Here is a 25,476-nt window from a genome sequence, read left to right as displayed (position 1 = left end):
AAACATAACTTTGGGAAAGTACCCCCTATGACGGAAAACTGGATGGATCCTGTGGTTGAACCACAGTCAACGGGAGAGGGGAAATCGGACACTATATGGTTGGAGATCGTGACAACTGACCAAAACAAAAGAAGTCTCAGTGAGCTTGCGGCCAGAATCGTTAGTGAAATCTGTGCACCGTGGGTACTCAACATCGGATTTTTCCTCATCCTGGGCGGCGTAACAGGCGCCTGGACGCTAGGAATTGTGGCGGCAATCGGAACCGGAATCGTTCCGATGATCTTAATTTTGGGCTTGATGAAGCTCGGCAGGGTAGGAAACCACCATGTGACGACCCGAAATCAGCGCGGCCTTGTGTTTGTGGGCATCATTGTTTGTGTCATCATTTTGATTTTTATCCTCAGAGCCCTTGAAGCACCTCAGCTGATTTGGGATGGCATGTTCTCAGCACTGATTTTCTTAGTTCTGTTTGCACAAGTGACGTTGAAAATTAAAGCCTCAGTTCATGTTGGGCTGTGGGTGTGTTTAGTGATGTTCCTCGGTCTGACGGTTTCTTCGTGGTGGTTACTCGGGTTGCTGTTTACCCCAGTCACCGCGTGGGCACGTATGCGGATCAAGCATCATACGATGTCGGAGATTGTGGCGGGCGTTGTTACAGGAGCAGTTGCAACCGGCATTTGTTATGCACTCCTACTTGCGTAAAGGAGAATTATGGATCAGCTAATCCTCGACGCATTTATCGGCTTGAGAGTGACTTGGCTGAGTCCGGTGATTATTTTGTTCACCCAGCTCACCGGGCCAACACTGATGTTTGTGTATGCGCTTGTGTGGGGCTTGTTGCGCAAGAGCGCCACTGCCCCGATCGCGGTGGGGCTGGCTAATCTGATCAGTCATTTTCTCAAGAGGGCGTTTGAACGGCCTCGACCAAATACAGCAGAGCACTTGGTTGTAGAAACTAACTTTTCATTCCCTTCTGGTCATGCTGTGGGCGCTGCAGCATGTGCCGTGGCAGTGGGGTACTCCGTGAACCGGTGGTGGAAACTCACGCTGTGGGTAATCGCGCTGCTTGTGGGGCTGTCTCGGTTGTATGTCGGTGTGCATTGGCCCAGCGATGTGCTTGCCGGCTGGGCCATCGGTGCGTTGACTTCAGTGGTGGTGTTTACCAGCTGGAACCTCCTCCAGCGCCGCTGAAACCACTGCTGAAAGTGGTATTTGCTGAACTGGAAGAAGCTGACGATGCAGCACTGACATCAGCTGCGTGCCAAGAACTGATCATGTAGTACGGGACCCACGAGTTGTAGCCAGTGCCCACGCGCCAATTGTCGTCGTAGATGGCTGGAGCATTGCGCTCGGTGGTCTGTTTAACCTGCTCGAGGTTCTTTTCCACACCTTGAAGCGCCACGGCATAATCACGGATCAAGCGGGCGTATTGGTCCATGAAATCAGGTGCGGACGGTGCGATAGTTTCCGTGCGCTGGATCAGCGTGCGGAGAATATCGTCAACAACTGCATCTTTATCGTTGATATCTTGACGGGCTTCCTGCATATCGGCACGCAGCCTAGTTAATTCCCTGCGACGGGTGTCTTCATGGCCGTGCTCCATATCGTAGAGCGTGTCAATGTTTTTCTGTGCGATCTCCATTTGAGTCACGGCAGTATGAGCTTTTTCAATATCTGGCAAGGCTTTTCGAAATGCCTTGTTTTCTGAGGTCGAGGTCAAACCTTCGAGCCTGCCAAAAATATCATTGACTTCAAGAAAACGAGAATTTACATCGTCCCATTGCCTGCGGAGCTCATCATCAGCCAGTGGGGAAGTTAGCGAGTGCGCTCGCACGTTGATACCGTCGAGTTGCTGGGCGACCTCACCATAATGGCGTGATGCATAATCAAACTGCTCACGAGCCTTTTCTGCCTTCTTCTTATTCGCGTAACTCGTAGCCCACGCGACAATAATTGCCACGAGAGCAGCGATGCCACCCAAAATAGCGGCGATTACTCCACCACTTGGAGCTGAGCTTTCCCGAACGACAGAGGTATCAGCAACCGATTTTGCACCCTCCAACATGCCTAGGGCAATGCGACCGTCTTGGAGTAATGGGCGCATCGCATCGGTGGTGCCGTCGATGCGGTCTTGTTCTGCGATCCCAGTCTCTGCGGCCACATCGTTACCCGCGTAGGCACCCATGGTGTTGGGGTCGAAACCGACTGCGATGATCACTTCACCAGGGGCGAAAGAGTTTGTTTGGATCCACTCGGGGTGTTCGGCGCGCAGGTAATTTTCAACGTCATCATTGATTTTGTCAGTGTTGTCCGTGAGCGTGATGTACCGGACTGCGGTAACTGAGTCAGGGAAATCAATCTTGGGTGTTTCCGTGCTGAGGAAATCCTCATCCTCTGGAGCGAGCTCGTCGGCATTATCCAACACAGTCACTTCAAGGGTGTCTTGCAGTATGGTTTGCGCGTGAACAGGCGATGCGAAAGGGACGGAGAGAAACAGCAACGCTCCCGCTGCAATACCAGCGACGGAGCTGTTGGTTAAGGACAGTGGAAAAGGTTGCATACTCCCCACAGTACGTCCGATAAAGGACATGAATCCATGAAAAACCGACATTGTGACCAGATCTAGATAACGGCCGAACGGTGCGTCGAAAAGCAAAATCTTTTAAAGACAGCCCGGTTAAACAGACAATCTCATACAATTGCCAGGATCTTCCATGGCGGATACGGCGCGTAAGTTCTGTGAATGCGGGGTCCGGATACTACGCTTAGGCAAGATAAATTGTGAGTTCAATGAAGGGTGAAGATACGTCAATGAGCGCAACAAACCTGGCGGTTGAGCAGCTACAGCGAGTGCTCCTGCCGAGGCGCGGCGAGCCAGCAGATGTCAGGTCGTTGTACCTGTTGGAAGCAGAAAGTAATAAGGAACGCCTGGAATGGGAAGATCGTTTTAGCGTTTCCGTCCCCGCTGGCGCCGAGGTGTCTTTTCAGACCTACTTCAATGCATTTCCTGCAAGCTACTGGCGTCGCTGGTCACAGCTAGATTCTGTCGTACTGAAACTGAAAGTTTCCGGCGAAGCGCGCGTCGACCTCTACCGATCCAAGATCGATGGAGCACGCATCGGAATTACCGGTTCCGTAGTCAAAGATGACTTCATCGAATTTGAAGTTTCATTAGCCCCATTCGAAGACGGCGGCTGGATCTGGTTCGACCTCACCGCTGAAACCGACGCAACCGTCGAAGAAGCAGGCTGGTACGCTCCACACGCGCCAAAAGCCCAGATCATGCCAGATGGATCTGAAGTCGGCCCATTTGAAGCCCGTGCAACCGTCGGAATCCCGACCTTCAACCGCCCAGCTGATGCAGTTGCAGCACTGGAAGCACTTGCCTCCGACCCAGCAGTTGACGCCGTCATTGATACCGTCATCATGCCTGATCAAGGCAACAAGCACCCTGCCGACGAGCCAGGTTACAAGGCAGCTGTTGAGCACTTCGGCGACCGCTTCTTCGAATTCCGCCAGGGCAACCTCGGCGGATCCGGCGGTTACTCCCGCATCATGTTCGAAGCCCTTGGCGGAGTCGACGGCAAGGGCGAAGCAGGCGCTGCCAAGAGCCCATACATCCTGTACATGGATGACGACATTGCTATTGAGCCAGACTCAGTGCTGCGTGCGCTTCAGGTAGCCCGCTACGCAAAATCCCCCATCCTCGTTGGCGGACAAATGCTCAACCTGCAAGAGCGCAGCCACCTTCACACCATGGGCGAAGTAGTTGGCGGACACGACTTCATGTGGACCGCCGCACCACACGTGCACTACGACCACGACTTCTCTGCACACCCACTACATGATCGCGGTAAATTCGACGACAAGCCAGACGCACCAAACTCCCGCGACCTGCACCGCCGCATCGACGTTGACTTCAACGGCTGGTGGATGTGCATGATCCCACGCGTTGTCGCCGAACAGATCGGCCAACCACTCCCACTCTTTATCAAGTGGGACGACGCCGAATACGGTCTACGCGCACGCAAAGCTGGATTCCCCACAGCAACCTGGCCAGGAATCGCAATCTGGCACATGGCCTGGTCCGACAAAGACGACGCCATCGACTGGCAGGCCTACTTCCACCTCCGCAACCGCCTCGTGGTTGCCGCGATGTACCACCAAGGCAGCGTCGACGGCATTGTCCGATCGATGCAAAAAGCCACCTTCAAGCACCTGCTGTGCCTGGAATACTCCACCGTGGCAATCCAAAACGAAGCAATGAAGGACTTCCTTGCAGGACCAGATCAGCTCTTCTCGATCCTGGACACCTCACTACCTCGAATTGCAGCGATTCGCAAAACCTATCCAGACGCCGTTGTGCTGCCAAGCGCCACCGAACTGCCACGAGCAACCGGCGCGCCGGGTGTCCCAACCAAGGACATCGGTGGACGCCTGGCCCCAATCAAGAAGGCAATGTGGCTGGCTAAGGGCCTGAAGCACTCCCTGTCTAAGGAAGATGCCTCCCACCACGAGGTGCCACAGGCCAACTTCGCACCAATCGAAGCACGTTGGTTCAGCCTGTCCCGAGTCGATGGCGCAACAGTTACCACCGCGGATGGCCGCGGCGTGGTCTACCGCAAGCGCGACCGCGACAAAGCTAAAGAACTTGGCAAAGAAGCACGCGCACTGCAAAAGCAAGTAGCAGAGCGTTTCGACGAACTCAGTCGCGCCTACCGCAACGCTCATCCTGAGCTTGTGAGCCGTGAAGCCTGGGGAAAGGTCTTCGATGAGCAATAAGGAAGTACAGATTCTGGTAGCAATCCAGGATCAACTCATGGATGCCCCAGGAGTACTGCCCACCGCACGAGGACTCAGCCTGCTCGGCGAACATGCTGCAGGCTGGCTGGCACTCGGCGCTGGCGGTGCTGTTGTGGACAAAAAACGTCGCCGCTCCTGGGCTGGACTCTTCATCGCTGCACTGGGAAGCCACGCAGCATCAGTGATCATCAAACGAGTTGTCCGCCGCGCTCGGCCACATGACCCAGCCATCAGGATTGGTGTGGGCACCCCCTCAAAGCTAAGCTTTCCTTCTTCACATGCGACCTCGACAACCGCAACTATGGTTTATCTTGCGCGCATCACCAAGTCACCAGTGCCACTGCTAGGAATCCCCATCATGGTGCTATCACGCATGGTGCTTGGCGTGCATTACCCAACCGATGTGCTAGCCGGCGCGTTGTTGGGAGCAGCGACCGCAGAGGCCGTCCATAAGATCGAAAGGGCTACGAAGTGAGCGAACACGCCGCTGAACATCACCGCGATACCCAAAATTTCTTAACCTCCGAACCGCACACCACGGCAATCGAAGACAACAAGAAGCGCCAACCGCCGAAAAACCTTGCTGACGGCATGATCAAGGCGCTGCGCCCCAAGCAGTGGGTCAAGAACGTTCTTGTGCTAGCAGCACCACTTGCTGCTGGTGCAGATGCGATCTTCAACCAGCGCACGATCATCGACGTTGCTATCGCATTCGTAGTGTTCTGCTTCGGTGCATCAGCCATTTACTTGGTTAATGATGCCCGTGACGTGGAAGCTGACCGCGAGCACCCAACCAAGCGTTTCCGCCCCATCGCTGCAGGAGTCCTGCCAGTAGGAATGGCATACGGCATGGCCGTGGCGCTCATTGCACTATCCATCGGACTGTCTTTCCTCGCCACCGACGGCGTGGCACTTGCCTGCGTGATTGGCGTGTACATTGCGCTGCAGCTGGGATACTGCTTCGGTTGGAAGCACATGCCAGTGATCGATATTGCGCTTGTCTCCTCCGGATTCATGCTCCGCGCAATGGCAGGTGGTGTCGCAGCAGGCATCGAGCTATCCCAGTGGTTCCTGCTAGTCGCTGCGTTTGGTTCCCTGTTCATGGCATCTGGAAAGCGCTACGCAGAAATCCTTCTGCACGAGCGCACCGGCGCTAAGATCCGCAAGTCCCTGGAAAGCTACACCCCCACCTACCTGCGCTTCGTTTGGACCATGGCAGCAACAGCAGTGGTCATGTCCTACGCACTGTGGGGCTTCGACCTTTCCCAACACTCCACCGACGCAGGTCCGTGGTACCAAATCTCCATGGTTCCATTCACCATCGCCATCCTGCGCTACGCAGCCGGCGTAGACACCGGCGACGGCGGTGCCCCTGACGAAGTGGCACTCAGCGACAAAGTTCTGCAGGTACTAGCCCTAGCATGGGTTTTCTGCATCGTGATGGCTGTGTACATCATGCCGATGTTTTGAATATTTACCAATGAACATGCTCTGACCAGCATGTCCATTAACGTTTGAGGCCACATGCGGTGCTAGCATGTGGCCTCATGACGTTTAGCCCCCAGCGTCCGGAGTTTGAGACCGGTAAGCAGCCAGATCCAGAAACTGAACACGCAGGTGACTTCTTTGAAGAAACCTCAAGCAGTGCTCCTCGCGCCGCATCTAACGGTTCTTCTGGTCCGAACTACACCCTCATTACAACGTTTCTAGCGGCCCTTACTGCTGGCATCTTTGCTTTCTGGGCAGGCTGGACCCGCAAATGGATCAGCGACGACGGACTGATCGTCCTACGCACCGTCCGAAACCTCCTGGCTGGAAACGGGCCAGTATTCAACGCTGGCGAACGCGTCGAAGCCAACACATCTACTCTGTGGCAATACTGCATCTATCTGGTTGCCTTAGTAACTGACTATCGCCTCGAAGATATTGCTCTGTGGCTTGCGCTGCTGTTCACCACCGCAGCGTCCATCATCGGTGTCCTGGGTACCGCGCATCTCCACCGCAAACGCATTGCCGTATTGCTTCCTGCAGGCGTGATCGGCTACTTCAGCCTTTCCCCGGCGCGAGACTTTGCCACTTCCGGATTGGAGTGGGGCCTATCTTTGATGTGGATTTCCATCCAATGGCTGCTGCTGGTGTTGTGGGCGACTTCGGGCAAGACCTCGGGCAAGAAGGCTTCGGGCGCAAAAACTTCAAATCCTATCGTTAATGCCGGTGCAATAACCTATGCTTTGGCCTTTTGGTCAGGCTTGAGCTGGCTGGTTCGCCCAGAACTGGCGATGTATGGCGGTTTGACTGGAGTGTTGCTGCTGCTTACTGCGCCACGATGGCGGGTAGTTTTGGGGATCCTGGTGGCGGCTTTGCCTCTTCCAGCTGCGTACCAAATCTTCCGCATGGGTTATTACGGGCTGATGGTGCCGCACACGGCTGTAGCGAAATCAGCCTCAGATGCGGTGTGGGGGACTGGTTGGGAATATGTTGAGGATTTCACGGGGCCTTACAACCTGTGGCTCGGTTTGGCCTTGCTGTTGGCCGCAGGCGCGTTGACAGTGTGGAAAACTGACAAGCACTTAGCGATACCGAAGGGGCGGCTGGGGCTGCGCACTCCGGGTATGGCTATAGCGTTGCTGGTTATCTGTGCGCTCGTCCACTTCCTTTACGTTATCCGTGTTGGTGGCGACTTCATGCATGGACGCATGCTGCTCCTTCCACTTTTTGCCATTCTGCTGCCTGTTTCTGTCATTCCGGTCAATGTTGTTGATCGAGGTTGGCAGGATTTGGTTGCGCTGGTTCTCGTTTTCTCTACGTGGGTGTGGTCCACTGTGGTTTTTGTGCAGGGGCACCAATGGGAAAATACCGGCCAGCATGTGGTTGATGAGCGTGATTTTTGGATTGATTTCACCAACCGAGATGAAGATCATCCTCCGCTTTATGCAGAGGATTTCCTCACTGTTGATTCCATGAATGATTACGCAGAGGTTATGCGCGATCAGACGTTGGTTAATCCAACAGGCCAGCAACTCAATATTCTGGCCAGCAGTGACCCGACCACTTATTCGTGGATCACCACACCTCGCGTGGAGGGGGTTGAAGCCGGTGATTTGGCTAACCTCTCGCCAACTGTTTTCCATGTGAACCTCGGCATGACCTCCATGAACGCACCGCTCAACGTGCGTGTGACAGACCTGATTGGTTTGGCAACGCCACTGGCAGCCCGCCAGCCACGCATTGAAGGTGGTCGAATCGGCCACGATAAATTGATGGACTTGGAATGGCAGGTCGCGGAATCCGCCACTCCGCTGGCGTACACACCGGGTTGGTTGGATACTCAAAAGACTTATGAGGCCCGCCAGGCGCTACGCCACCCAGAATTGGTTCACCTTTTCCAGACTTACCGTGAGCCAATGTCCTACCACCGGTTTGTGGACAATATTAAATACGCACTCACTACCGGAAGAACACTGGAAATTTCAGATAATCCTGAAGATCTTTTGAAAGAATTTAACCCGACCCCTGCAGAGATTCAGGACGGGTTAGAAACTATTGCTTGGCCTGGGGAAATTAAACTTGATGAACCTCGCGGAGAACCTTTATATAGCTCTCAGTAAACACTTATTCGCAAATCATTGGGCTGTGATAACTACCCAAGAGTGTCACAACTTGGTAACGTGTGGGCGGAAAAACAAGATAGGCATCGAGAGGTATCAGCGGTCCATACCGCCGATGGGTACATATCAATTTTTGCCGGAGGAGAATTATGTCCGTATTTACACGAGCTGGCGAGGCAAGCCGTAAGCTCGTCGCCCTTGTAGTGGCTCTTGCCACCGCGGCAGCCCTCATGGTTGTTGGACAAGGCACCGCACAAGCTGCAAACCGTGACTGGTTGCGCGCAGATAACTCTGGTTACTGTGACTGGGATGCTGTGGGCTTCTGGGTTCAGCGCTGTGATGTTTGGTCGCCTGCAATGGGCCGCAACATTCCTGTCCAGATCCAGCCTGCAGGGCGTGGCGGAAACGCTGGCCTGTACCTGCTCGATGGTATGCGCGCTACTGAGTACTCAAACGCATGGCTCGTGGATACCAACGCTGCGCGCCTCTACGCACCAAACAACATCACCCTCGTGATGCCAGTTGGTGGCGCAGGTTCCTTCTATGCTGACTGGAACTCCCAGGCATCTCTTTCCTCCTCCGATCCTGTCATCTACATGTGGGAGACTTTCCTTACCCAGGAATTGCCTGCATACCTTGAGCAGAACTTCGGCGTTGCGCGAAACAACAACTCCATTGGTGGCCTGTCCATGGGCGGAACTGCCGCGCTGAACCTCGCAGCAAAGCACCCAGATCAGTTCCGCCAGGCTATGTCTTGGTCCGGCTACTTGAACACCACTGCACCAGGCATGCAAACCCTGCTGCGTCTGGCCATGCTGGACACCGGTGGATTCAACGTCAACGCAATGTATGGCTCAATCATTAACCCACGTCGTTTTGAAAACGACCCATTCTGGAACATGGGCGGCTTGGCTAACACCGACGTCTACATCTCTGCAGCTTCCGGCCTGTGGAGCCCTCAGGATGATGGAGTTCGCGTAGACCACCGCCTCACTGGTTCTGTGCTTGAATTCGTGGCAATGACATCCACCAGGATTTGGGAAGCAAAGGCAAGGCTTCAGGGTCTGAACCCAACTGCGGATTACCCAATGTATGGCATTCACGGCTGGGCTCAGTTCAACTCCCAGCTGGAGAGAACTCAGGGTCGTGTTCTAGACGTCATGAACGCCTGGTAGAGCCACACCAAAGGCCACACCAAAGGCCACACCAAAATCAAAAGCCCACTGTACTATTGCAGTGGGCTTTTTGGCGCGCTAAAAACTTAGGTCCTGGCCTGTGCTCCTCCTGATTCTGCTGCGGCTGCGGTGTTGTTAAACCGCATGGGTTTTCGGCGGTCGGCGGGTTGATATCCGACGCGCCCGGTTGTGGGATCTATGTTCATGTGCCCCATGTTGTCTTTGCCGTCGCGTTGGTCGTTGTTGTTTCCGTGGTCGTGGGGGCAGATGTTGGTGATGTTTTCTATGTCTGTGGGGCCGCCGTCTAGCCAGGATCTGATGTGGTGTATTTCGTTGTCTTCGAAGGGGGAGTCGCAGCCTTCGCGGGTGCAGACGAGTTCGGAGGCGAAGAGGGCTAGGCGTTGATACAGGCTGGCGGTGCGTTGAGTGCGTGCCAGGTGCAGCGGACGGCCGGATTCGGAGTCGAGGACGGTCACGAAGTCATATTTGGCTGCACCGAGTCGCAGGATCTCAAGCGGTGTGAGTTTTATGCCGGTGCTGGTGGGGTAGCGGTGGTCGGGGCCCGATGCTTTGAGGTTTGTTACGTCTTTGGCGGAGAGGGAGACGAGGATGGTGCCCACTCCGGATCGTGCGGGGAGGAGATCGCTGTGTGCGCGGTGGAGGATGTCGGCGAAGGCATCGTATTGGCGTTGCGGTTTCGTACGTTTATCCTCCGCCAAAGAGTCTTCAAGCAAATGCCCCGGCTTGGCTTTAGACATCAGTGATTTGAGCAGGGCTAGACCTTTGGCATCTAAATAGAGGGATGCTTTGGCTCCGCCGTCGTGGTCTTGGCGTCCGATGCTTAAGGAGCGTTTCTTTACTGCGGCGAGTGGGTCTTTGGCGGTGGGGTTTATGCGGATAACTTTGTTGCGGGTCCAGTTGCGTAGGTCTTCGGGGGTTCGGCTGGTGGCTTCCTGCATTGCTAGTTTGCGGAGTGAGGCTCGGGATAGGGATGTGTTGTCGTTGAGTTTTTCTAGTTCGTAGCGGATGGTGTCTTGTTTTTCGGCGGAGATGCCGTGTTCGCGGGCGATGCGGTTGGCTTCTGCTTGTTCGGCTAGGTCTTGTTTCTCTTTTTCTTCTCTGGCTAGCTTCTCTTCGGGGGTTTCTTTCGCGAGTTCTTCTGAACTGGGTTCCGGGCTTGGGTTGCCGTAGTGTTCTTCGGCGCGTTTTGTGCGTCGGAATGCTTCGGATTTGGAGATGTCGAGAAGGTACGCGAGGGCATCGATGTGGGAGGTTTTTCCGATGATGCGTCCGGCATCGGCGCGCTCGGCGGATTTGGCGAGGGCGGCGTCGAAAAGCGCTTTTTTGTTGTGGAGCTTTTCGAGGAGTTCGGCGAAGGGGAGTGTTGCTTTGAATGCGGCGGCGGACGGGTCGGCGATGAGCGCGTCCATGTGTTTCATGATGGTGTGGATTTCTTGCATTTTGTTTTCCCCTCCTTTTCTGTTTTCCACACAACCGAAGCTTCAAGGGGAAAACAAGGGCCTTAAAAGTTATCCACAGATCCGAAGTGATCCGCGCCCTGGGGTGAAAAGTTATCCACAGGAAGCGGAGGGGCGGATTGAAAAATTCAGCGAAATGCGAAAAGGTGGAGGGGAAATGCTGCGAGTCTTGCGGATTCCCGGCGTGGCATTGAAAAAAGTCTAAAGTTGAACTTAAGATTGAGGTCATTCTGAAGTTGTGACCTGCATCAGAAGAGTTACATACCCACATGTGTAACCTTCTGGACTAAGATCACGACAGACTGAAAAGAACTGAAGACTCTCAAGGCATAGCCCACGTGTGTTTGTCGGGCCGGAAGCGGGGAACTTTCGGGACGGATCTAACTCATTGCGGGCCTGTGCGCAGTATCCAAAAATCAAAATGAGAAGGAAAACTTCATGCGCGACACCGCATTTCGTTCCATCAAGGCTAAAGCTCAGGCTAAGCGCCGTTCCCTCTGGATTGCAGCAGGCGCTGTCCCAACCGCAATTGCGTTGACTATGTCCCTGGCACCTATGGCTTCGGCTCAGTCCAGCAACCTTTCCTCTGATGCCGTTATTGGCAGCATCGCGCAGGGCGTCACCGATGGCCTGACTGACTACCTGAAGCCTCGCGTCGAAGAGCTTCCTGCTGGTGAAGTCACCTACCCAGAGATCGCCGGGCTGCCTGATGGTGTGCGCGTGATCAGCGCTGAGTGGGCAACCTCCAAGCATGTCATTTTGACTATTCAGTCTGCAGCAATGCCAGAGCGCCCAATCAAGGTGCAGCTGCTGCTTCCGCGTGACTGGTACTCTTCCCCGAACCGTGAGTTCCCTGAAATCTGGGCACTTGACGGTCTGCGCGCGATTGAAGAGCAGAGTGGTTGGACCATTGAGACCAACATTGAGCAGTACTACGCCGATAAGAACGCCATTGTTGTGCTCCCTGTCGGTGGCGAGAGCTCCTTCTACTCTGACTGGGAAGGGCCAAACAACGGCAAGAACTACCAGTGGGAGACCTTCCTGACTCAGGAGCTCGCACCGATCCTGGACAAGGGTTTCCGTTCTAACACCGATCGCGCCATCACCGGTATCTCCATGGGCGGTACCGCTGCGGTTAACATCGCAACCCACCACCCAGACATGTTTAAGTTCGTCGGTTCCTTCTCCGGCTATCTGGACACCACCTCCGCTGGCATGCCAATCGCTATTTCCGCAGCCCTGGCAGACGCCGGCGGATACGATGCCAACGCAATGTGGGGACCAGTCGGTTCTGAGCGCTGGCAGGAAAACGATCCAAAGAGCAACGTAGACAAGCTCAAGGGCAAGACCATCTACGTTTCCTCTGGTAACGGTGCAGATGACTTCGGTAAGGAAGGCTCTGTAGCTATTGGACCTGCAAACGCAGCAGGTGTCGGTCTGGAAGTTATCTCCCGTATGACTTCCCAGACCTTCGTCGATCGTGCAAGCCAGGCTGGCGTGGAAGTTGTTGCTAGCTTCCGTCCATCCGGCGTGCACTCATGGGAATACTGGCAGTTCGAGATGACTCAGGCGTTCCCTCACATCGCTAACGCTCTTGGCATGTCCACTGAGGACCGTGGCGTTGAGTGTGCACCTGTCGGCGCAATCGCTGACGCTGTTGCGGATGGCGCGATGGGCACCTGCCTGACCAACGAATACGATGTTACCGGCGGTAAGGCCCAGGACTTCGCTAACGGTCGCGCATACTGGTCTGCAAACACTGGCGCTTTCGGCCTGGTTGGACGCATCAACGCTCGTTACTCTGAGCTGGGTGGACCTGCCTCCTGGTTGGGCTACCCAACCTCTTCTGAGTTGAAGACACCAGACGGACGTGGCCGCTTCGTCACCTTCGAGCACGGCTCCATCTACTGGACCGCCACCACTGGTCCTTGGGAAATCCCAGGCGATATGCTCGCCGCATGGGGCACCCAGGACTATGAGAAGGGCAGCCTCGGCTACCCAACCGGCGCTGCAGTTGAATACAACGGTGGCCTGCGCCAGCAGTTCGAAGGTGGCTACGTATTCCGTACCTCCAATAACCAGTCTTACTGGGTTCGCGGAGAAATCTCCAAGAAGTACGCCGAAGACGGAATCTTCGCTCAGCTTGGTTTCCCAACCGGCAATGAGAAGTTGATCAACGGTGGCGCTTTCCAGGAATTCGAAAAGGGCAACATCTACTGGTCCGCATCCACTGGCGCGCACGTGATTCTGCACGGCGACATCTTCGACGCATGGGGTGCTAAGGGCTGGGAGCAGGGCGAATACGGCTTCCCAACCTCTGACCAGACCGCAATCACCGCGGGTGGACAGACCATTGATTTCCAGAACGGCACCATCCGTCAGGTCAATGGCCGAATTGAGGAGTCTCGCTAATAGTGAAGCGCATCTACGCAACTCTCGCTTCCGGACTTTTGTGCCTGAGCCTTGCTGCTTGTGGGGGAGTCACTGTTGAAGGAGATGATTCTCCCTCGACAACGGCAGCCCCAACAGAAAGCAGCGCTGGGTCAAGCAGCACCGCAAGGTCGACCGAACGCAGCAGTCAGGCGTCGCAAAGCAATGGAAGCGGCGGAAGCACAGCCCGGGACGGGGCAGCCGAGGAAATCGACGGCCTGCCCGAGGTGACCGTGGAACGCAGCGCTGAGGCGCAAGCGTTCCTGGATGCGCTGAAAGATGAAAAAATCGACATCTCCGGCGTGGAGGACCAGTTGATTGCGACTGCGCGAAATTACTGCAGTTCGGAAAACAAGGACCAAAACGTCACTGTCGATGCGGTTGCAGGCCAGCTCATCGTGCAGGGACGCACCAGCGTGAAGGAAGATCAAGCAGCGGAAATTTCTACGCTGCTGAAGGAATCTGCGGATCGGACGTATTGTTAACCGATGAGGAAAACCATCACCGTTATTGCTGTATTGATCGTCCTCGCCTTAATCGGCGTGGGCATCGTGCAGTATGTGAACACATCCGATGACTCAGATTTCATTGGCCAGCCTGGCGAGCCAACCGGTACCGAAACCACGGAACCACCGGTTCAACCTGATTGGTGCCCTGCGGTAGAAGTCATTGCCGCGCCGGGTACGTGGGAGTCGGCTGCTAATGATGATCCGATCAACCCGACCGCTAATCCGCTGTCATTCATGTTGAGCATCACTCAGCCACTGCAGGAGCGTTATTCTGCGGATGACGTCAAGGTGTGGACGCTGCCGTACACTGCGCAGTTCCGCAACATCAACTCGCAAAATGAGATGTCCTATGATGATTCGCGCAATGAAGGCACCGCGAAGATGAATGAGGAACTGATCAACACTCACAATGAGTGCCCTGCCACGGAGTTCATCATCGTTGGTTTCTCCCAGGGTGCGGTCATTGCGGGCGATGTGGCTGCTCAGATCGGTTCAGAGCAAGGTGTTATTCCAGCTGACAGCGTCAGGGGTGTCGCCCTGATCGCTGACGGTCGCCGGGAGCCTGGTGTGGGCCAGTTCCCAGGCACGTTTGTGGATGGCATCGGCGCGGAGGTTACTCTGCAGCCTTTGAACTTGCTGGTGCAGCCGATTGTTCCGGGCGCAACCATGCGTGGCGGGCGCGCGGGCGGTTTCGGTGTGCTCAACGACCGGGTGCAGGATATTTGTGCTCCAAATGATGCGATCTGTGATGCTCCGGTGAATGTCGGCAACGCCCTTGATCGTGCGTTGGCCATGGTCTCCGCCAACGGTGTGCACGCGCTCTACGCCACCAATCCGGATGTTTTCCCAGGCACAACCACCAATGCGTGGGTTGTGGATTGGGCGACCAACCTCATCGACAACGGATAAAGCTTTTTCGCTTTTCGACGTCCACCTCCCGGACGTTGTGCGCTAAAGCTTGAGGTTTTGCGCAGGGGCTCGCCTTAAACGGCGAGCCCTTCGTCTTTTGTTGGAGGAACGGTCACTCGCTCAAGTAGTGTTAGTTTGCAAAAGTAATAAAATGTTCATCTTTGTCGATGGTCACAATAGTCATTAAAGAATTGTAAGAGGGGTTCACATGGATTTAGATAAAGCGATTGGTTCATTCTTCGATGAGAATGGAGAAATCAACCTTCCTCCATTCCTAACTTTGGCAGCCATGGGTGAGTTCATGTACCAGGCTGACATCGCTGAAGGCGGCGGGGATAAACCACGCATGCATTTCTGGGACTTCTCCGAAGACCGCGATGGCAAGCTGATTCAGTACACCCGAAACGAGATCGATACTCGTATCAAGGCTGTAGCAGGCCGTTTGCAGCAGGTCGCCACCCTGGGTGATCGTGCAGCGATCCTGGCTAACAACAGCCCTGAGTACATTTTCAGCTTCCTCGGCGCGATCTACGCTGGCATGGTCCCTGTGCCGCTTTATGATCCAAACGAGCCAGGACACGCAGACCACCTCAACGCTGTTTTCGCAGACAGCGAGCCAGTTGTCGTTCTGACCAACTCCAAGTCCGCAGGTGCCGTGCGCAAGCACTTCTCCAGCCTTCCAGCTGCAGAACGCCCACGCATCCTCTCTGTAGATTCCTTGCCTGATTCTCTCGCGGATTCTTACGAGAACCCAATGCTGACCGAAGCCGGCCGCCGCCTGGCTGCTCTGCGCCAGTCCGCGCCCATTGATCTGACCGCATTCCTGCAGTACACCTCCGGCTCCACCCGAACCCCAGCTGGCGTTGTTCTGACCAACCGCTCCATCCTGACCAACGTCTTGCAGATCTTCAGCGCCGCACAGCTGAAAACCCCACTGCGCCTGGTTTCATGGCTGCCACTGCACCACGACATGGGCATTATCCTCGCGGCGTTTGTCACTATGCTTGGCCTGGACAACGAGTTCATGAACCCACGCGATTTCGTGCAGCAGCCTTCCCGCTGGATTAAGCAGCTCAACCGTCGCGAAAGCGACGTGGACGTTAACGTCTACACCGTGGTTCCTAACTTCGCCCTCGAGCTTGCAGCACGCTACGCAAAGCCAGCAGAGGGAGAGACCCTGGATCTTTCCGCATTGGATGCCATCATTATCGGTTCCGAGCCAGTCACAGAAAACGCTCTGACCACCTTCCGTGAAGCTTTCGAGCCTTACGGCCTGCCTGTTCAGACCCTGCGTCCTTCCTACGGTCTTGCAGAAGCATCCCTGCTGGTCACCACCCCACAGACCGAAAACCGCCCACTGATCTCCTACTTCGACCGCGAGGCCTTGGCCGAAAACCGCGTTGAGCTTGTAGAAAAGGGCAATAACAAGGCTGTTGCTTTCGTCTCCAACGGCCAGGTTGCAGCCCCACAGCAGCTGGTCATCGTTGATTCCGAAACCGGAACCGAGCTGGCAGACGGCCAGATCGGCGAAATCTGGACCCACGGCGAAAACACTGCTGCAGGTTACCTCGACCGCGAGGAAGACACCGCAGAAACCTTCCGCAACCGTCTGACCACCCGCCTGGAAGAAAACTCCCGCGCAGAAGGTGCTGCCGACGACAACTACTGGATGGCCACCGGTGACCTCGGCGTCATCGTAGACAACGAGCTCTACATCACCGGTCGTCTGAAGGACCTCATCGTTGTCGCAGGCCGAAACCACTACCCACAGGACATCGAGTACACCGTCCAGGCTGCTTCCGCACACATCCGTGCAGATTCCGTCGCAGCATTCGCAGTCCCAGGCGATGACATTGAAAAGCTCATCATCCTGGCAGAACGCGACACCACTGCAAACGAAGCCGACGATGCAGCTGCTGAAGAAGCAATCCGCTCCGCCGTTGGCACTGCACACGGTGTTGTTCCAGAAGAGATCCGTATCCTCGCACCTGACGAGATCGCGCGTTCCTCCTCCGGAAAGATCGCACGCCGCGTCAACCAGCGCAACTACATTCAGGAACAAGCTAACTAGTTCTTTGCAGACACCGCAGGGCCCCGATGGATTTTCAACAGAATCCGTCGGGGTTCTTTTGGTTTTGTGCATAGTGGAAACATCAGTAGAAACATCAGCGGAATTGTCAGGTGAAGCTTCTCTATAAATTCCATCGAGCGCTTTGTCCTTGTAAACTATTGCAGTTAGCGGTGGACGCGATAGGTTTACAAATCCGTCTGGAAAAAATTGCTTCTGACCTGGGGATGAAACGTTCGAAGGTTGAATAGCGATAAACGTCTGGATGTCTATTCTCCTCAGCCTCGTTTTGGTTGAGGCGGATAGTTTTAATATTTTTTTAAGTTTAAGTTGTAATCGAGCTGAAAGGCTGAGGCCTCAATATGGAACAGAGCCAATCGTCGGATCAGAAGATGACCGTTGAACAGGTTCGCACCTGGCTCCGTGATTGGGTTGTCCGCACCACGGGTATTCCGGTGGAGGAAGTTACGGATGACAAGGCAATGGAGACCTTTGGCCTTTCCTCTCGCGATGTTGTTGTGTTGTCTGGTGAGCTGGAAAACCTGCTGGACACCTCCTTGGATGCCACCATCGCTTATGAGTACCCAACGATCCGTAGTTTGGCGCAGCGCCTTGTTGAGGGCGAGCCTCGTCGTGCACATACCCAGCGTGAATTGAATTTCTCCGCGGTGAGCGATTCCCCAGGTTCCCACGATATTGCGGTTGTCGGTATGGCTGCGCGTTACCCAGGCGCTGAGAGCCTGGAGGATATGTGGAAGCTACTCGTCGAGGGCCGTGACGGTATCTCGGATCTACCGATTGGCCGTTGGTCTGAGTATGCAGGCGATGAGGTTATGTCTCGGAAGATGGAAGAGTTTTCTACCATCGGTGGCTACCTGTCAGATATCTCTAGCTTTGATGCGGAGTTCTTTGGTCTGTCTCCGCTCGAGGCCGCCAACATGGATCCTCAGCAGCGTATTTTGCTGGAGCTAACGTGGGAGGCTTTGGAGTACGCTCGCATCGCACCAAACACTTTGCGTGGCGAAGCCGTGGGCGTGTTCATAGGTTCCTCCAACAACGATTACGGCATGATGATCGCTGCCGATCCAGCAGAAGCACATCCTTATGCGCTGACTGGTACTTCTAGTGCGATTGTCGCTAACCGCATTAACTACGCTTTCGATTTCCGCGGTCCTTCCGTCAACGTGGATACCGCATGTTCTTCTTCTCTGGTAGCGGTTCACCAGGCTGTCCGTGCGCTGCGTAATGGCGAAGCGGATCACGCTATCGCTGGTGGAGTGAACATTTTGGCATCTCCATTTGTCACAACTGCATTCGCTGAGCTCGGTGTGATCAGCCCAACCGGCAAGATCCACGCATTCTCTGATGATGCCGATGGTTTCGTGCGTTCCGACGGCGCCGGAGTCGTTGTGCTGAAGCGCGTGGATGACGCAATCCGCGACGGCGACAAGATCATCGGTGTGATCAAGGGTTCTGCAGTGAACTCCGATGGTCACTCCAACGGACTGACCGCTCCAAACCCTGACGCACAGGTTGATGTGCTGCAGCGTGCATATGTTGACGCTCAGGTTGATCCCACCACCGTGGATTACGTTGAGGCTCACGGCACCGGCACCATCCTGGGTGACCCCATTGAAGCAACTGCCCTGGGTGCTGTTTTGGGCTATGGCCGTGACGCATCCACCCCAACTCTTCTGGGCTCTGCAAAGTCCAACTTCGGCCACACTGAGTCAGCTGCGGGTATTGCAGGTGTCATCAAGGTGCTGCTTGCTTTGCAGAACAAGACTCTGCCACCAACCGTGAACTTTGCAGGTCCAAACCGCTACATCGATTTCGATGCTGAGCGTTTGGAAGTTGTGGAAGATCCACGTGAATGGCCGGAATACAACGGTCACGCAGTAGCTGGTGTGTCTGCGTTCGGGTTCGGTGGAACCAACGCGCACGTGGTGATCTCTGAGTACAACGCAGAAGACTACGAAACCCGTGCCCCGAAGGAGGCGTTGCTTCCTGACCAGCAGGTTGCCCTGCCGGTGTCTGGTCACCTGCCATCCAGGCGTCGACAAGCAGCTGCTGACTTGGCGGACTTCTTGGAGGGCCGCAAAGATTGCGACCTAACCCCAGTAGCCCGCGCGCTGGCAGGCCGCAATCATGGCCGCTCCCGCGCAGTCGTGCTTGCAAGCACTATCGAGGAAGCCGTAAAGCGCCTGCGCCAGGTCGCAGAAGGCAAGGTCAGCGTCGGTATCTCCGCAGCTGATTCCCCAGCGGCCAACGGTCCTGTGTTTGTGTACTCCGGTTTCGGATCCCAGCACCGCCTCATGATCAAGGAATTGTGCTCAATTTCGCCACAGTTCCGCGAGCGCATCGAAGAGCTCGATGAAATGGTTAAGTTCGAGTCCGGCTGGTCCATCATGAAACTTGTTTTGGATGATGAGCAAACTTACGACACCGAGACCGCGCAGGTTGTGATCACCGCAATCCAGATCGCACTGACTGACCTGTTGGCAAGCTTCGGTGTAAAGCCAGCTGCCGTCATGGGCATGTCGATGGGTGAGATCGCTGCCGCTTACGCTGCCGGTGGACTCAGCGACCGCGATACCATGCTCATTGCCAGCCACCGTTCCCGCCTAATGGGCGAGGGCGAGAAGTCCCTGGCTGAGGATCAGCTGGGTGCCATGGCTGTGGTGGAATTCGCCGCTGCGGACCTGGATAAGTTCATCGAAGAAAACCCTGAGTACAAGGGCATTGAGCCTGCTGTTTATGCAGGCCCAGGCATGACTACCGTGGGTGGACCTCGCGACGCCGTGGTTCAGTTCGTAGAGAAGCTGGAATCTGAAGACAAGTTTGCCCGCCTGCTCAACGTCAAGGGCGCTGGCCACACCTCTGCTGTGGAACCACTTCTTGGTGAGCTCGCTGGCGAAATCGCTGGCATCGAGCCACTTCCGCTGCAGATCCCGTTGTTCAGCTCTGTCGATCAGGGTGTTACCTACCCAGTTGGAGCAGTGGTCCACGACGCCGATTACATGCTCCGCTGTACCCGCCAGTCCGTGTACTTCCAGGACTCCACCGAAGCTGCATTCGCTGCAGGCCACAACACCTTGGTGGAAATTTCCCCGAACCCAGTTGCACTCATGGGCATGATGAACACCGCGTTCACCGTGGGCAAGCCTGATGCACAGCTGCTGTTCAGCCTGAAGCGAAAAGTCCCAGAGGCAGAATCCCTCCGCGACCTTCTGGCGAAGCTGTACGTCAACGGCGCAAACGTTGATTTCTCCGCGCTGTACGGCGAAGGTGAAACCATCGATCCGCCACACATCACCTGGAAGCACCAGCGCTTCTGGACTTCCGCACGCCCATCCTCTGGCGCATCCCTGGATCTGCCGGGCTTCCGCGTGAATCTGCCAAACAACACTGTGGCGTTTTCCACCGCAGCCGAACTGGCACCATCCGCAGTGGCAATCATGGAAGCAGCCGCCATGGCTGTCACCCCAGGTTCCTCCGTCGACGCAGTGGACGAGCGCGACATGCTGCCACCAAGCGGCGAAATCACCACCATCGTGACTCGCTCCTTGGGCGGTTTGAGCCTGTCCGTATACAAGATTGAGGGAACCACCAGCACTCTTGTCGCCGAAGGTTTCGCAGCCAACCCAGGATTCGCCGCAGCATCTTCCTTCGACGGTCCAGGCTACGACGGATTCAACACCGATTACAGCGACCAGCCAGACCCTCGCTCCGACCTGCCTTTGGACATCGAAGCAGTCCGCTGGGACCCAGCGACCGAAACCGTCGAAGAGCGCATGCGCGCCATCGTCTCCGAAGCAATGGGCTACGACGTGGATGACCTCCCACGCGAACTCCCACTGATTGACCTCGGCCTCGACTCCCTCATGGGCATGCGCATCAAAAACCGCATCGAAAATGACTTCCAGATCCCACCACTCCAGGTCCAAGCGCTCCGCGATGCATCCGTCGCTGACGTGGTAATCATGGTGGAAAACATGGTCGCTGGCCGCTCCTCTGAGACGCTTGTCGACGCCACCCCGCAGGTGCCAGCTGAGGCAGCAGGGGAGGCTCAAGCTGCTGAGTCTTCTGCTTCGGGCGAGGACGTGCAGGGCGTTGGCGTTGCACCGCGAGATGCGTCGGAACGCATGGTCTTTGGTACTTGGGCAGGCCTGACTGGCGCTGCGGCAGCTGGCGTGACCAGCAAGTTGCCACAGATCGATGTCGATACTGCAACCGCAATTGCCGAGCGCCTCACCGAGCGTTCCGGAATTGAAATCAGCACTGAACAGGTGTTGGCTGCAGAAACCCTCGAACCACTGTCTGACCTGGTGCGTGAAGGCCTCGAAACTGAAGTTCAGGGCAACATTCGTGTGCTGCGTGGACGTGCAGAAGGCTCCACCAAGCCTGCAGTGTTCATGTTCCACCCAGCTGGCGGTTCTTCCGTGGTCTACCAACCACTAATGCGTCGTCTGCCTGAAGATGTCCCTGTCTATGGCGTTGAGCGTCTGGAAGGCGATCTCGCTGACCGCGCGGCAGCATATGTTGATGACATCAAGAAGTACTCCGATGGCTTCCCAGTAGTTTTGGGTGGCTGGAGCTTCGGCGGTGCCGTTGCCTTCGAGGTTGCCCACCAACTGGTTGGCTCCGATGTTGAGGTAGCTACCGTGGCGTTGCTGGATACTGTGCAGCCTTCAAACCCAGCACCAGATACCGCTGAGGAAACTCGTGCACGCTGGACTCGCTACGCGGACTTCGCCAAGAAGACCTACGGCCTTGATTTCGAGGTACCTTTTGAAATCTTGGACACCATCGGTGAAGACGGAATGCTGTCCATGATGACCGACTTCCTGGCCAACACCGACGCCTCCGAGCACGGATTGTCCGCAGGTGTGCTTGAACACCAGCGCGCTTCTTTTGTGGACAACCGCATCCTGGCTAAACTTAATTTTGCAGACTGGGCCAACGTTGAAGCCCCTGTCATCCTGTTCCGCGCGGAACGCATGCATGATGGAGCTATCGAACTTGAACCAAACTATGCCAAGATTGATCAAGATGGAGGATGGTCCGGAATTGTCAACGATTTGGAAATTGTTCAGCTGAATGGTGACCACCTGGCAGTTGTCGATGAACCAGAAATCGGCACAGTCGGAGCTCATTTGAGTCGCCGCATTGATGAGATTTCTCGGAAGAATTAGTAACGGAGAGCTGACGGAAGTTGAGTAACACCACTACTGCAGAGAAGCTAGCGGATCTGCGCGCACGCCTGGAGATTGCCAAAGACCCAGGTAGTGAACGCGCACGTAAAAAGCGCGACGAGGAAGGCCGAACCACCCCTCGTCAGCGTATTGATGCTCTGCTTGATGCCGGATCCTTTGTGGAGATCGGCGCACTAGGCCGTACCCCGGATGAACCCGATGCGCCTTACTCTGACGGTGTGGTGACTGGTTATGGTCGCATCGATGGTCGCCCAGTGGCCATCTACGCCCATGACAAGACCGTTTACGGTGGTTCCGTGGGCATGACTTTCGGACGTAAAGTCAGCGAAGTCATGGACATGGCTATCCGCATTGGTTGCCCAGTTATCGGTATTCAGGATTCCGGCGGAGCCCGCATTCAGGATGCGGTGACCTCCTTGGCGATGTACTCAGAGATCGCGCGTCGTCAGCTTCCGCTGTCTGGCCGCAGCCCTCAGATTTCCATCATGCTGGGTAAATCGGCAGGTGGCGCAGTGTATGCACCTGTGACCACTGACTTTGTTATCGGCGTTGATGGTGAAACAGAAATGTATGTCACCGGCCCAGCCGTGATCAAGGAAGTCACCGGCGAGCAGATCACTTCCGCAGACCTCGGTGGCGGTGCGCAGCAGATGCAAAACGGCAACATTTCCTATTTGGCGTCCTCTGAAGAAGAGGCCCTGAATATGGTCAAGGATTTGCTCGACTTCCTGCCTTTGACCTGCAATGATCCAGCCCCTGTGTTTGCAGCACCAACGGATGAAGAGATCGCCTACGACGAAGCTCTGAACTCGTTCATGCCTGACGACACTAACCAGGGCTACGACATGCATGACCTGCTGGACAAGCTTTTCGACGACGCCAACCTGCTGGAAATCCAAGAGGAGTACGCCCCCAACCTGATCACTACCTTCGCCCGCGTTGATGGCAAGGCAGTCGGTGTGGTGGCCAACCAACCAATGGATAAGGCAGGCTGCATCGACGCTGACGCCGCCGACAAGGGCGCCCGCTTCATCCGTATCTGCGACGCCTACAACATCCCGATCATCTTCGTCGTGGACACCCCTGGCTACCTGCCTGGCGTGGACCAAGAGAAGGTCGGTTTGATTCACCGTGGCGCAAAGCTAGCCTTCGCAGTGGTGGAATCGACCGTCCCTAAGATTTCCTTGATCGTGCGCAAGGCCTACGGCGGAGCATATGCCGTGATGGGTTCCAAGAACCTCACCGGTGACCTCAACTTCGCATGGCCAACCGCACAGATCGCCGTGATGGGCGCAGCCGCAGCTGTCGTGATGATCCAGGGCAAGCAGCTCGAAGCCGCCCCACCTGAGCAGCGTGAATACATGAAGAAACTGTTCATGGACTTCTACGATGAGAACATGACCAGCCCATATGTGGCCGCCGAGCGTGGTTACATCGACGCCATGATCGAACCTGCAGAGACCCGTTTGGTGCTTCGCCGAGCAGTCCGCCAGCTGGAAACCAAGGCTGTGCGAGACCTCGACAAGAAGCACACGATCATGCCGATGTAACGTCCAAAGAATTATCCAGATAGAAATCCTGTAACTAATTCACCAGAGGAGACCGCAATGGCAACCATCTTCGCAGTTCTGTCGGGTATTGACTTCCTCAGCGTAAGCCTGTCTTACCTGCAAGGATTCTTGAGCTACTAAGCCTTTCAAGAAAGAGGGGACCTTCTAGAACGCTTTAGAAGGTCCCCTCTTTCGCGTCTTAGACAAGCAGTACGGGTCGATGAGTTGTGAAAAAAGGAGCCTCTAGAAATCTAGAAGCTCCCATTTTTTAAAAGCACTTAGCGCATTGTCACCTTAAACAACGCTCGCCAGCCGAGAACCAAAATGGCGGAGGCGGTCGTTGCGACAATCATGAAGGACCAGTGTGGAACCCCACCATTGTTGAAGCCCCAAATCACAAGTCCCACAATTACCGCGAGTATCCACACGGTCAGGCCAGCGGGGCGGATGCGTTCGCTGGGAAGCTTCGCAGGGAGGATTGCCACCAGGTAGGCGATGAACACACCTGCGAGGAATGGCAGCCATGTGAAAAACCAGCCCTGCACATTTAGTGGCATGTCGGCGCTTTGGTGGGCGACGCGGGCGAAGAGTGCGAAGAGACCGATGGCGATGGAATCACACAGCAAGGACATCCAGCGGTTCACGTATCTGGCCTTTCAATTGCGGACTGTCGGTTAGAGTCTGAGTTAATCGTATCCTGTTCCACATCCAGGGATTCATTGGCCTTGAGTCCCTGGGGGGTGAAATAGATAAAATAGATGACCCATCCGACAATCGCCATGATGATAAATGAGCATAAACGGTAGATTATGACAGCTCCGGCGGCTTCCACTGCGGTCATACCGGTGGCTACGAGGGCTGCGATGTAGGCGGCTTCGATGGGGCCGATTCCGCCTGGGGTGGCTTGGATTGAGCCTGCGATTTTTGCGGTGGTGTACGCCAACAGTACGCCTGCGATGGTGGTGTTGTTGGGTTCTGGTTCAAACATCGGGGCAGTGCCGGTGACCGCCCAGATGCAAATCCAGAGGGAGATGGCGTCGAAAAGCCTATTGCCTAAAGACCACGCGGTGCTGGCCGCGAATTGCGGCCCGGTGAGCGAGACCGAGCGCAGCTGCTCAATGCTTCCAAGAAGCTTTTCGACGAAGCCCCACTCCCTGTTTTTCGTCAATTTTCGCACCCACCGAGCCAAGGAGTCGGGGTTGTTGGCTGCCCAATAAACGGCGCCAGACAGCCCGACCATGGCGATGAATGTGGCGATCAGTGACCATAAGTTCAGCGATGCGCCCATATAAAACACGGCGATGACACCGAGAGCAACCAACCAGACGGTCGATAGGGCACTGGAGAGCAGGAAAAACCACGAACACAGCACGGCGCTGGCACCCCAGCTGCGCTGCACTTTATAGGTGAGAATCGCGGAAAACGCCGGGCCGCCAGGAAGGGTCGCGGACCAGGAGTTAGCCGCAAAAGTTAAAGCCGTGGTGGCTTTGAGAGTCGCAGGACTACCTCCGGCTTTCAACATGATCTGCATGACTCTGGCCATCGCAACGAATGACAACACCAACGCCACCATGGTGAGGGCAACGCCTACGGGGCTGACGTGGCGGATTTGTTGGATGCCCATTTTGAGGAAATCCAGCTGATCCCTCAGGAAAAATAGGATCACCCCTAGAAACGCCAGGGACAAAGCCCAACGAATCCAGGGGTTGCTGAAAAATCCTCGCATAGAT

General features: G+C 55.5%; 16 protein-coding genes and 2 pseudogenes. 14 read left to right on the top strand and 4 right to left on the bottom strand.

All coding sequences use genetic code 11. The features are described 5' to 3' along the window. Positions 1-27: 27 nt before the first annotated feature. Positions 28-702 carry a hypothetical protein gene (locus CGL_RS14370; RefSeq protein WP_011015464.1) on the top strand — a complete coding sequence of 225 codons (675 nt, stop codon included), beginning with the start codon at positions 28-30 and terminating at the stop codon, positions 700-702. Positions 703-711: 9 nt separating this feature from the next. Then, complete coding sequence (locus CGL_RS14365) at positions 712-1,191, top strand: phosphatase PAP2 family protein (RefSeq protein ID WP_011015463.1); 480 nt, start codon at positions 712-714, stop codon at positions 1,189-1,191. Here the strand turns inward: CGL_RS14365 and CGL_RS14360 are convergent. After that, the gene (locus CGL_RS14360; RefSeq protein ID WP_011015462.1) at positions 1,160-2,560 is read right to left on the bottom strand and encodes a DUF5129 domain-containing protein; all 1,401 of its coding nucleotides are present in this window, start codon (positions 2,558-2,560) and stop codon (positions 1,160-1,162) included. The two genes, CGL_RS14365 and CGL_RS14360, sit on opposite strands and share 32 nt — an antisense overlap. A 251-nt stretch (positions 2,561-2,811) precedes the next feature. Between CGL_RS14360 and CGL_RS14355 the strand changes: the two genes are divergently transcribed. From CGL_RS14355 to CGL_RS14335, 5 genes are all read left to right on the top strand, one after another. Next, positions 2,812-4,782, top strand: coding sequence for a glycosyltransferase (locus CGL_RS14355; RefSeq protein ID WP_006284777.1), 1,971 nt, complete (start codon positions 2,812-2,814; stop codon positions 4,780-4,782). Beyond that, entirely contained in the window at positions 4,772-5,278 is a 507-nt protein-coding gene (locus CGL_RS14350; protein ID WP_011015460.1) for a phosphatase PAP2 family protein, read from the top strand. Before CGL_RS14355 ends, CGL_RS14350 begins: the two co-directional genes overlap by 11 nt. Next, positions 5,275-6,273, top strand: coding sequence for a decaprenyl-phosphate phosphoribosyltransferase (locus tag CGL_RS14345; protein ID WP_011015459.1), 999 nt, complete (start codon positions 5,275-5,277; stop codon positions 6,271-6,273). The genes CGL_RS14350 and CGL_RS14345 overlap by 4 nt, the downstream gene beginning before the upstream one ends. Positions 6,274-6,350: 77 nt before the next feature. Continuing rightward, on the top strand, positions 6,351-8,411 hold the full coding sequence (aftB, locus tag CGL_RS14340) for a beta-(1->2)-arabinofuranosyltransferase (protein ID WP_011015458.1): 2,061 nt from the start codon (positions 6,351-6,353) through the stop codon (positions 8,409-8,411). A gap of 149 nt (positions 8,412-8,560) precedes the next feature. Next, positions 8,561-9,586 (top strand): alpha/beta hydrolase, encoded by a 1,026-nt coding sequence (locus CGL_RS14335; protein WP_011015457.1) that lies wholly within the window; start codon positions 8,561-8,563, stop codon positions 9,584-9,586. An 86-nt stretch (positions 9,587-9,672) separates the two neighbouring features. Here the strand turns inward: CGL_RS14335 and CGL_RS14330 are convergent, their stop codons facing one another. Then, positions 9,673-11,046, bottom strand: a complete 1,374-nt coding sequence (locus CGL_RS14330; RefSeq protein WP_011015456.1) for an HNH endonuclease signature motif containing protein — start codon at positions 11,044-11,046, stop codon at positions 9,673-9,675. 456 nt (positions 11,047-11,502) lie between these two features. Here CGL_RS14330 and CGL_RS14325 point away from each other — a divergent pair, with 456 nt between their 5' ends. The 7 genes and pseudogenes from CGL_RS14325 (at position 11,503) to CGL_RS14300 (ending at position 23,746) form a co-directional block, all read left to right on the top strand. Next, complete coding sequence (locus tag CGL_RS14325; RefSeq protein WP_011015455.1) at positions 11,503-13,476, top strand: alpha/beta hydrolase-fold protein; 1,974 nt, start codon at positions 11,503-11,505, stop codon at positions 13,474-13,476. Positions 13,477-13,478: 2 nt separating this feature from the next. Beyond that, positions 13,479-13,979, top strand: a complete 501-nt coding sequence (locus CGL_RS14320) for a DUF732 domain-containing protein (RefSeq protein ID WP_011015454.1) — start codon at positions 13,479-13,481, stop codon at positions 13,977-13,979. A gap of 3 nt (positions 13,980-13,982) precedes the next feature. Then, on the top strand, positions 13,983-14,912 hold the full coding sequence (locus tag CGL_RS14315) for a cutinase family protein (RefSeq protein WP_011015453.1): 930 nt from the start codon (positions 13,983-13,985) through the stop codon (positions 14,910-14,912). Between the two features lie 208 nt (positions 14,913-15,120). Continuing rightward, on the top strand, positions 15,121-16,983 hold the full coding sequence (locus CGL_RS14310; RefSeq protein ID WP_011015452.1) for a FadD32-like long-chain-fatty-acid--AMP ligase: 1,863 nt from the start codon (positions 15,121-15,123) through the stop codon (positions 16,981-16,983). 359 nt (positions 16,984-17,342) lie between these two features. After that, positions 17,343-20,999 (top strand): annotated as a pseudogene (locus CGL_RS14305) (beta-ketoacyl synthase N-terminal-like domain-containing protein); the annotation flags it as partial. A gap of 87 nt (positions 21,000-21,086) precedes the next feature. After that, a pseudogene (locus CGL_RS15885) lies at positions 21,087-22,175 on the top strand (alpha/beta fold hydrolase); the annotation flags it as partial. Between the two features lie 20 nt (positions 22,176-22,195). Continuing rightward, complete coding sequence (locus CGL_RS14300) at positions 22,196-23,746, top strand: acyl-CoA carboxylase subunit beta (RefSeq protein ID WP_003857874.1); 1,551 nt, start codon at positions 22,196-22,198, stop codon at positions 23,744-23,746. Between the two features lie 278 nt (positions 23,747-24,024). On the opposite strand, the gene CGL_RS14295 is transcribed toward CGL_RS14300, so the two are convergent. Beyond that, the gene (locus CGL_RS14295) at positions 24,025-24,390 is read right to left on the bottom strand and encodes a DUF3054 domain-containing protein (RefSeq protein ID WP_003857875.1); all 366 of its coding nucleotides are present in this window, start codon (positions 24,388-24,390) and stop codon (positions 24,025-24,027) included. Next, positions 24,387-25,472, bottom strand: coding sequence for a lysylphosphatidylglycerol synthase transmembrane domain-containing protein (locus tag CGL_RS14290; protein WP_011015450.1), 1,086 nt, complete (start codon positions 25,470-25,472; stop codon positions 24,387-24,389). Before CGL_RS14290 ends, CGL_RS14295 begins: the two co-directional genes overlap by 4 nt. Between the last annotated feature and the right edge of the window lie 4 nt (positions 25,473-25,476).

This window comes from Corynebacterium glutamicum ATCC 13032 (assembly GCF_000011325.1).
Classification (GTDB): Bacteria; Actinomycetota; Actinomycetes; order Mycobacteriales; family Mycobacteriaceae; genus Corynebacterium; species Corynebacterium glutamicum.
Note: the sequence above shows the minus strand (reverse complement) of the source record. Positions and strands in the feature narration are given on the sequence as shown.

What these genes read in the sequence shown, in the direction of transcription:
- CGL_RS14370 (WP_011015464.1), top strand. Translation starts at nt 28, where the DNA reads ATGACGGAAAACTGGATGGATCCTGTGGTTGAACCACAGTCAACGGGA.
- CGL_RS14365 (WP_011015463.1), top strand. Translation starts at nt 712, where the DNA reads ATGGATCAGCTAATCCTCGACGCATTTATCGGCTTGAGAGTGACTTGG.
- CGL_RS14360 (WP_011015462.1), bottom strand. Translation starts at nt 2,560, where the DNA reads ATGCAACCTTTTCCACTGTCCTTAACCAACAGCTCCGTCGCTGGTATT.
- CGL_RS14355 (WP_006284777.1), top strand. Translation starts at nt 2,812, where the DNA reads ATGAGCGCAACAAACCTGGCGGTTGAGCAGCTACAGCGAGTGCTCCTG.
- CGL_RS14350 (WP_011015460.1), top strand. Translation starts at nt 4,772, where the DNA reads ATGAGCAATAAGGAAGTACAGATTCTGGTAGCAATCCAGGATCAACTC.
- aftB (WP_011015458.1), top strand. Translation starts at nt 6,351, where the DNA reads ATGACGTTTAGCCCCCAGCGTCCGGAGTTTGAGACCGGTAAGCAGCCA.
- CGL_RS14335 (WP_011015457.1), top strand. Translation starts at nt 8,561, where the DNA reads ATGTCCGTATTTACACGAGCTGGCGAGGCAAGCCGTAAGCTCGTCGCC.
- CGL_RS14330 (WP_011015456.1), bottom strand. Translation starts at nt 11,046, where the DNA reads ATGCAAGAAATCCACACCATCATGAAACACATGGACGCGCTCATCGCC.
- CGL_RS14325 (WP_011015455.1), top strand. Translation starts at nt 11,503, where the DNA reads ATGCGCGACACCGCATTTCGTTCCATCAAGGCTAAAGCTCAGGCTAAG.
- CGL_RS14315 (WP_011015453.1), top strand. Translation starts at nt 13,983, where the DNA reads ATGAGGAAAACCATCACCGTTATTGCTGTATTGATCGTCCTCGCCTTA.
- CGL_RS14310 (WP_011015452.1), top strand. Translation starts at nt 15,121, where the DNA reads ATGGATTTAGATAAAGCGATTGGTTCATTCTTCGATGAGAATGGAGAA.
- CGL_RS14290 (WP_011015450.1), bottom strand. Translation starts at nt 25,472, where the DNA reads ATGCGAGGATTTTTCAGCAACCCCTGGATTCGTTGGGCTTTGTCCCTG.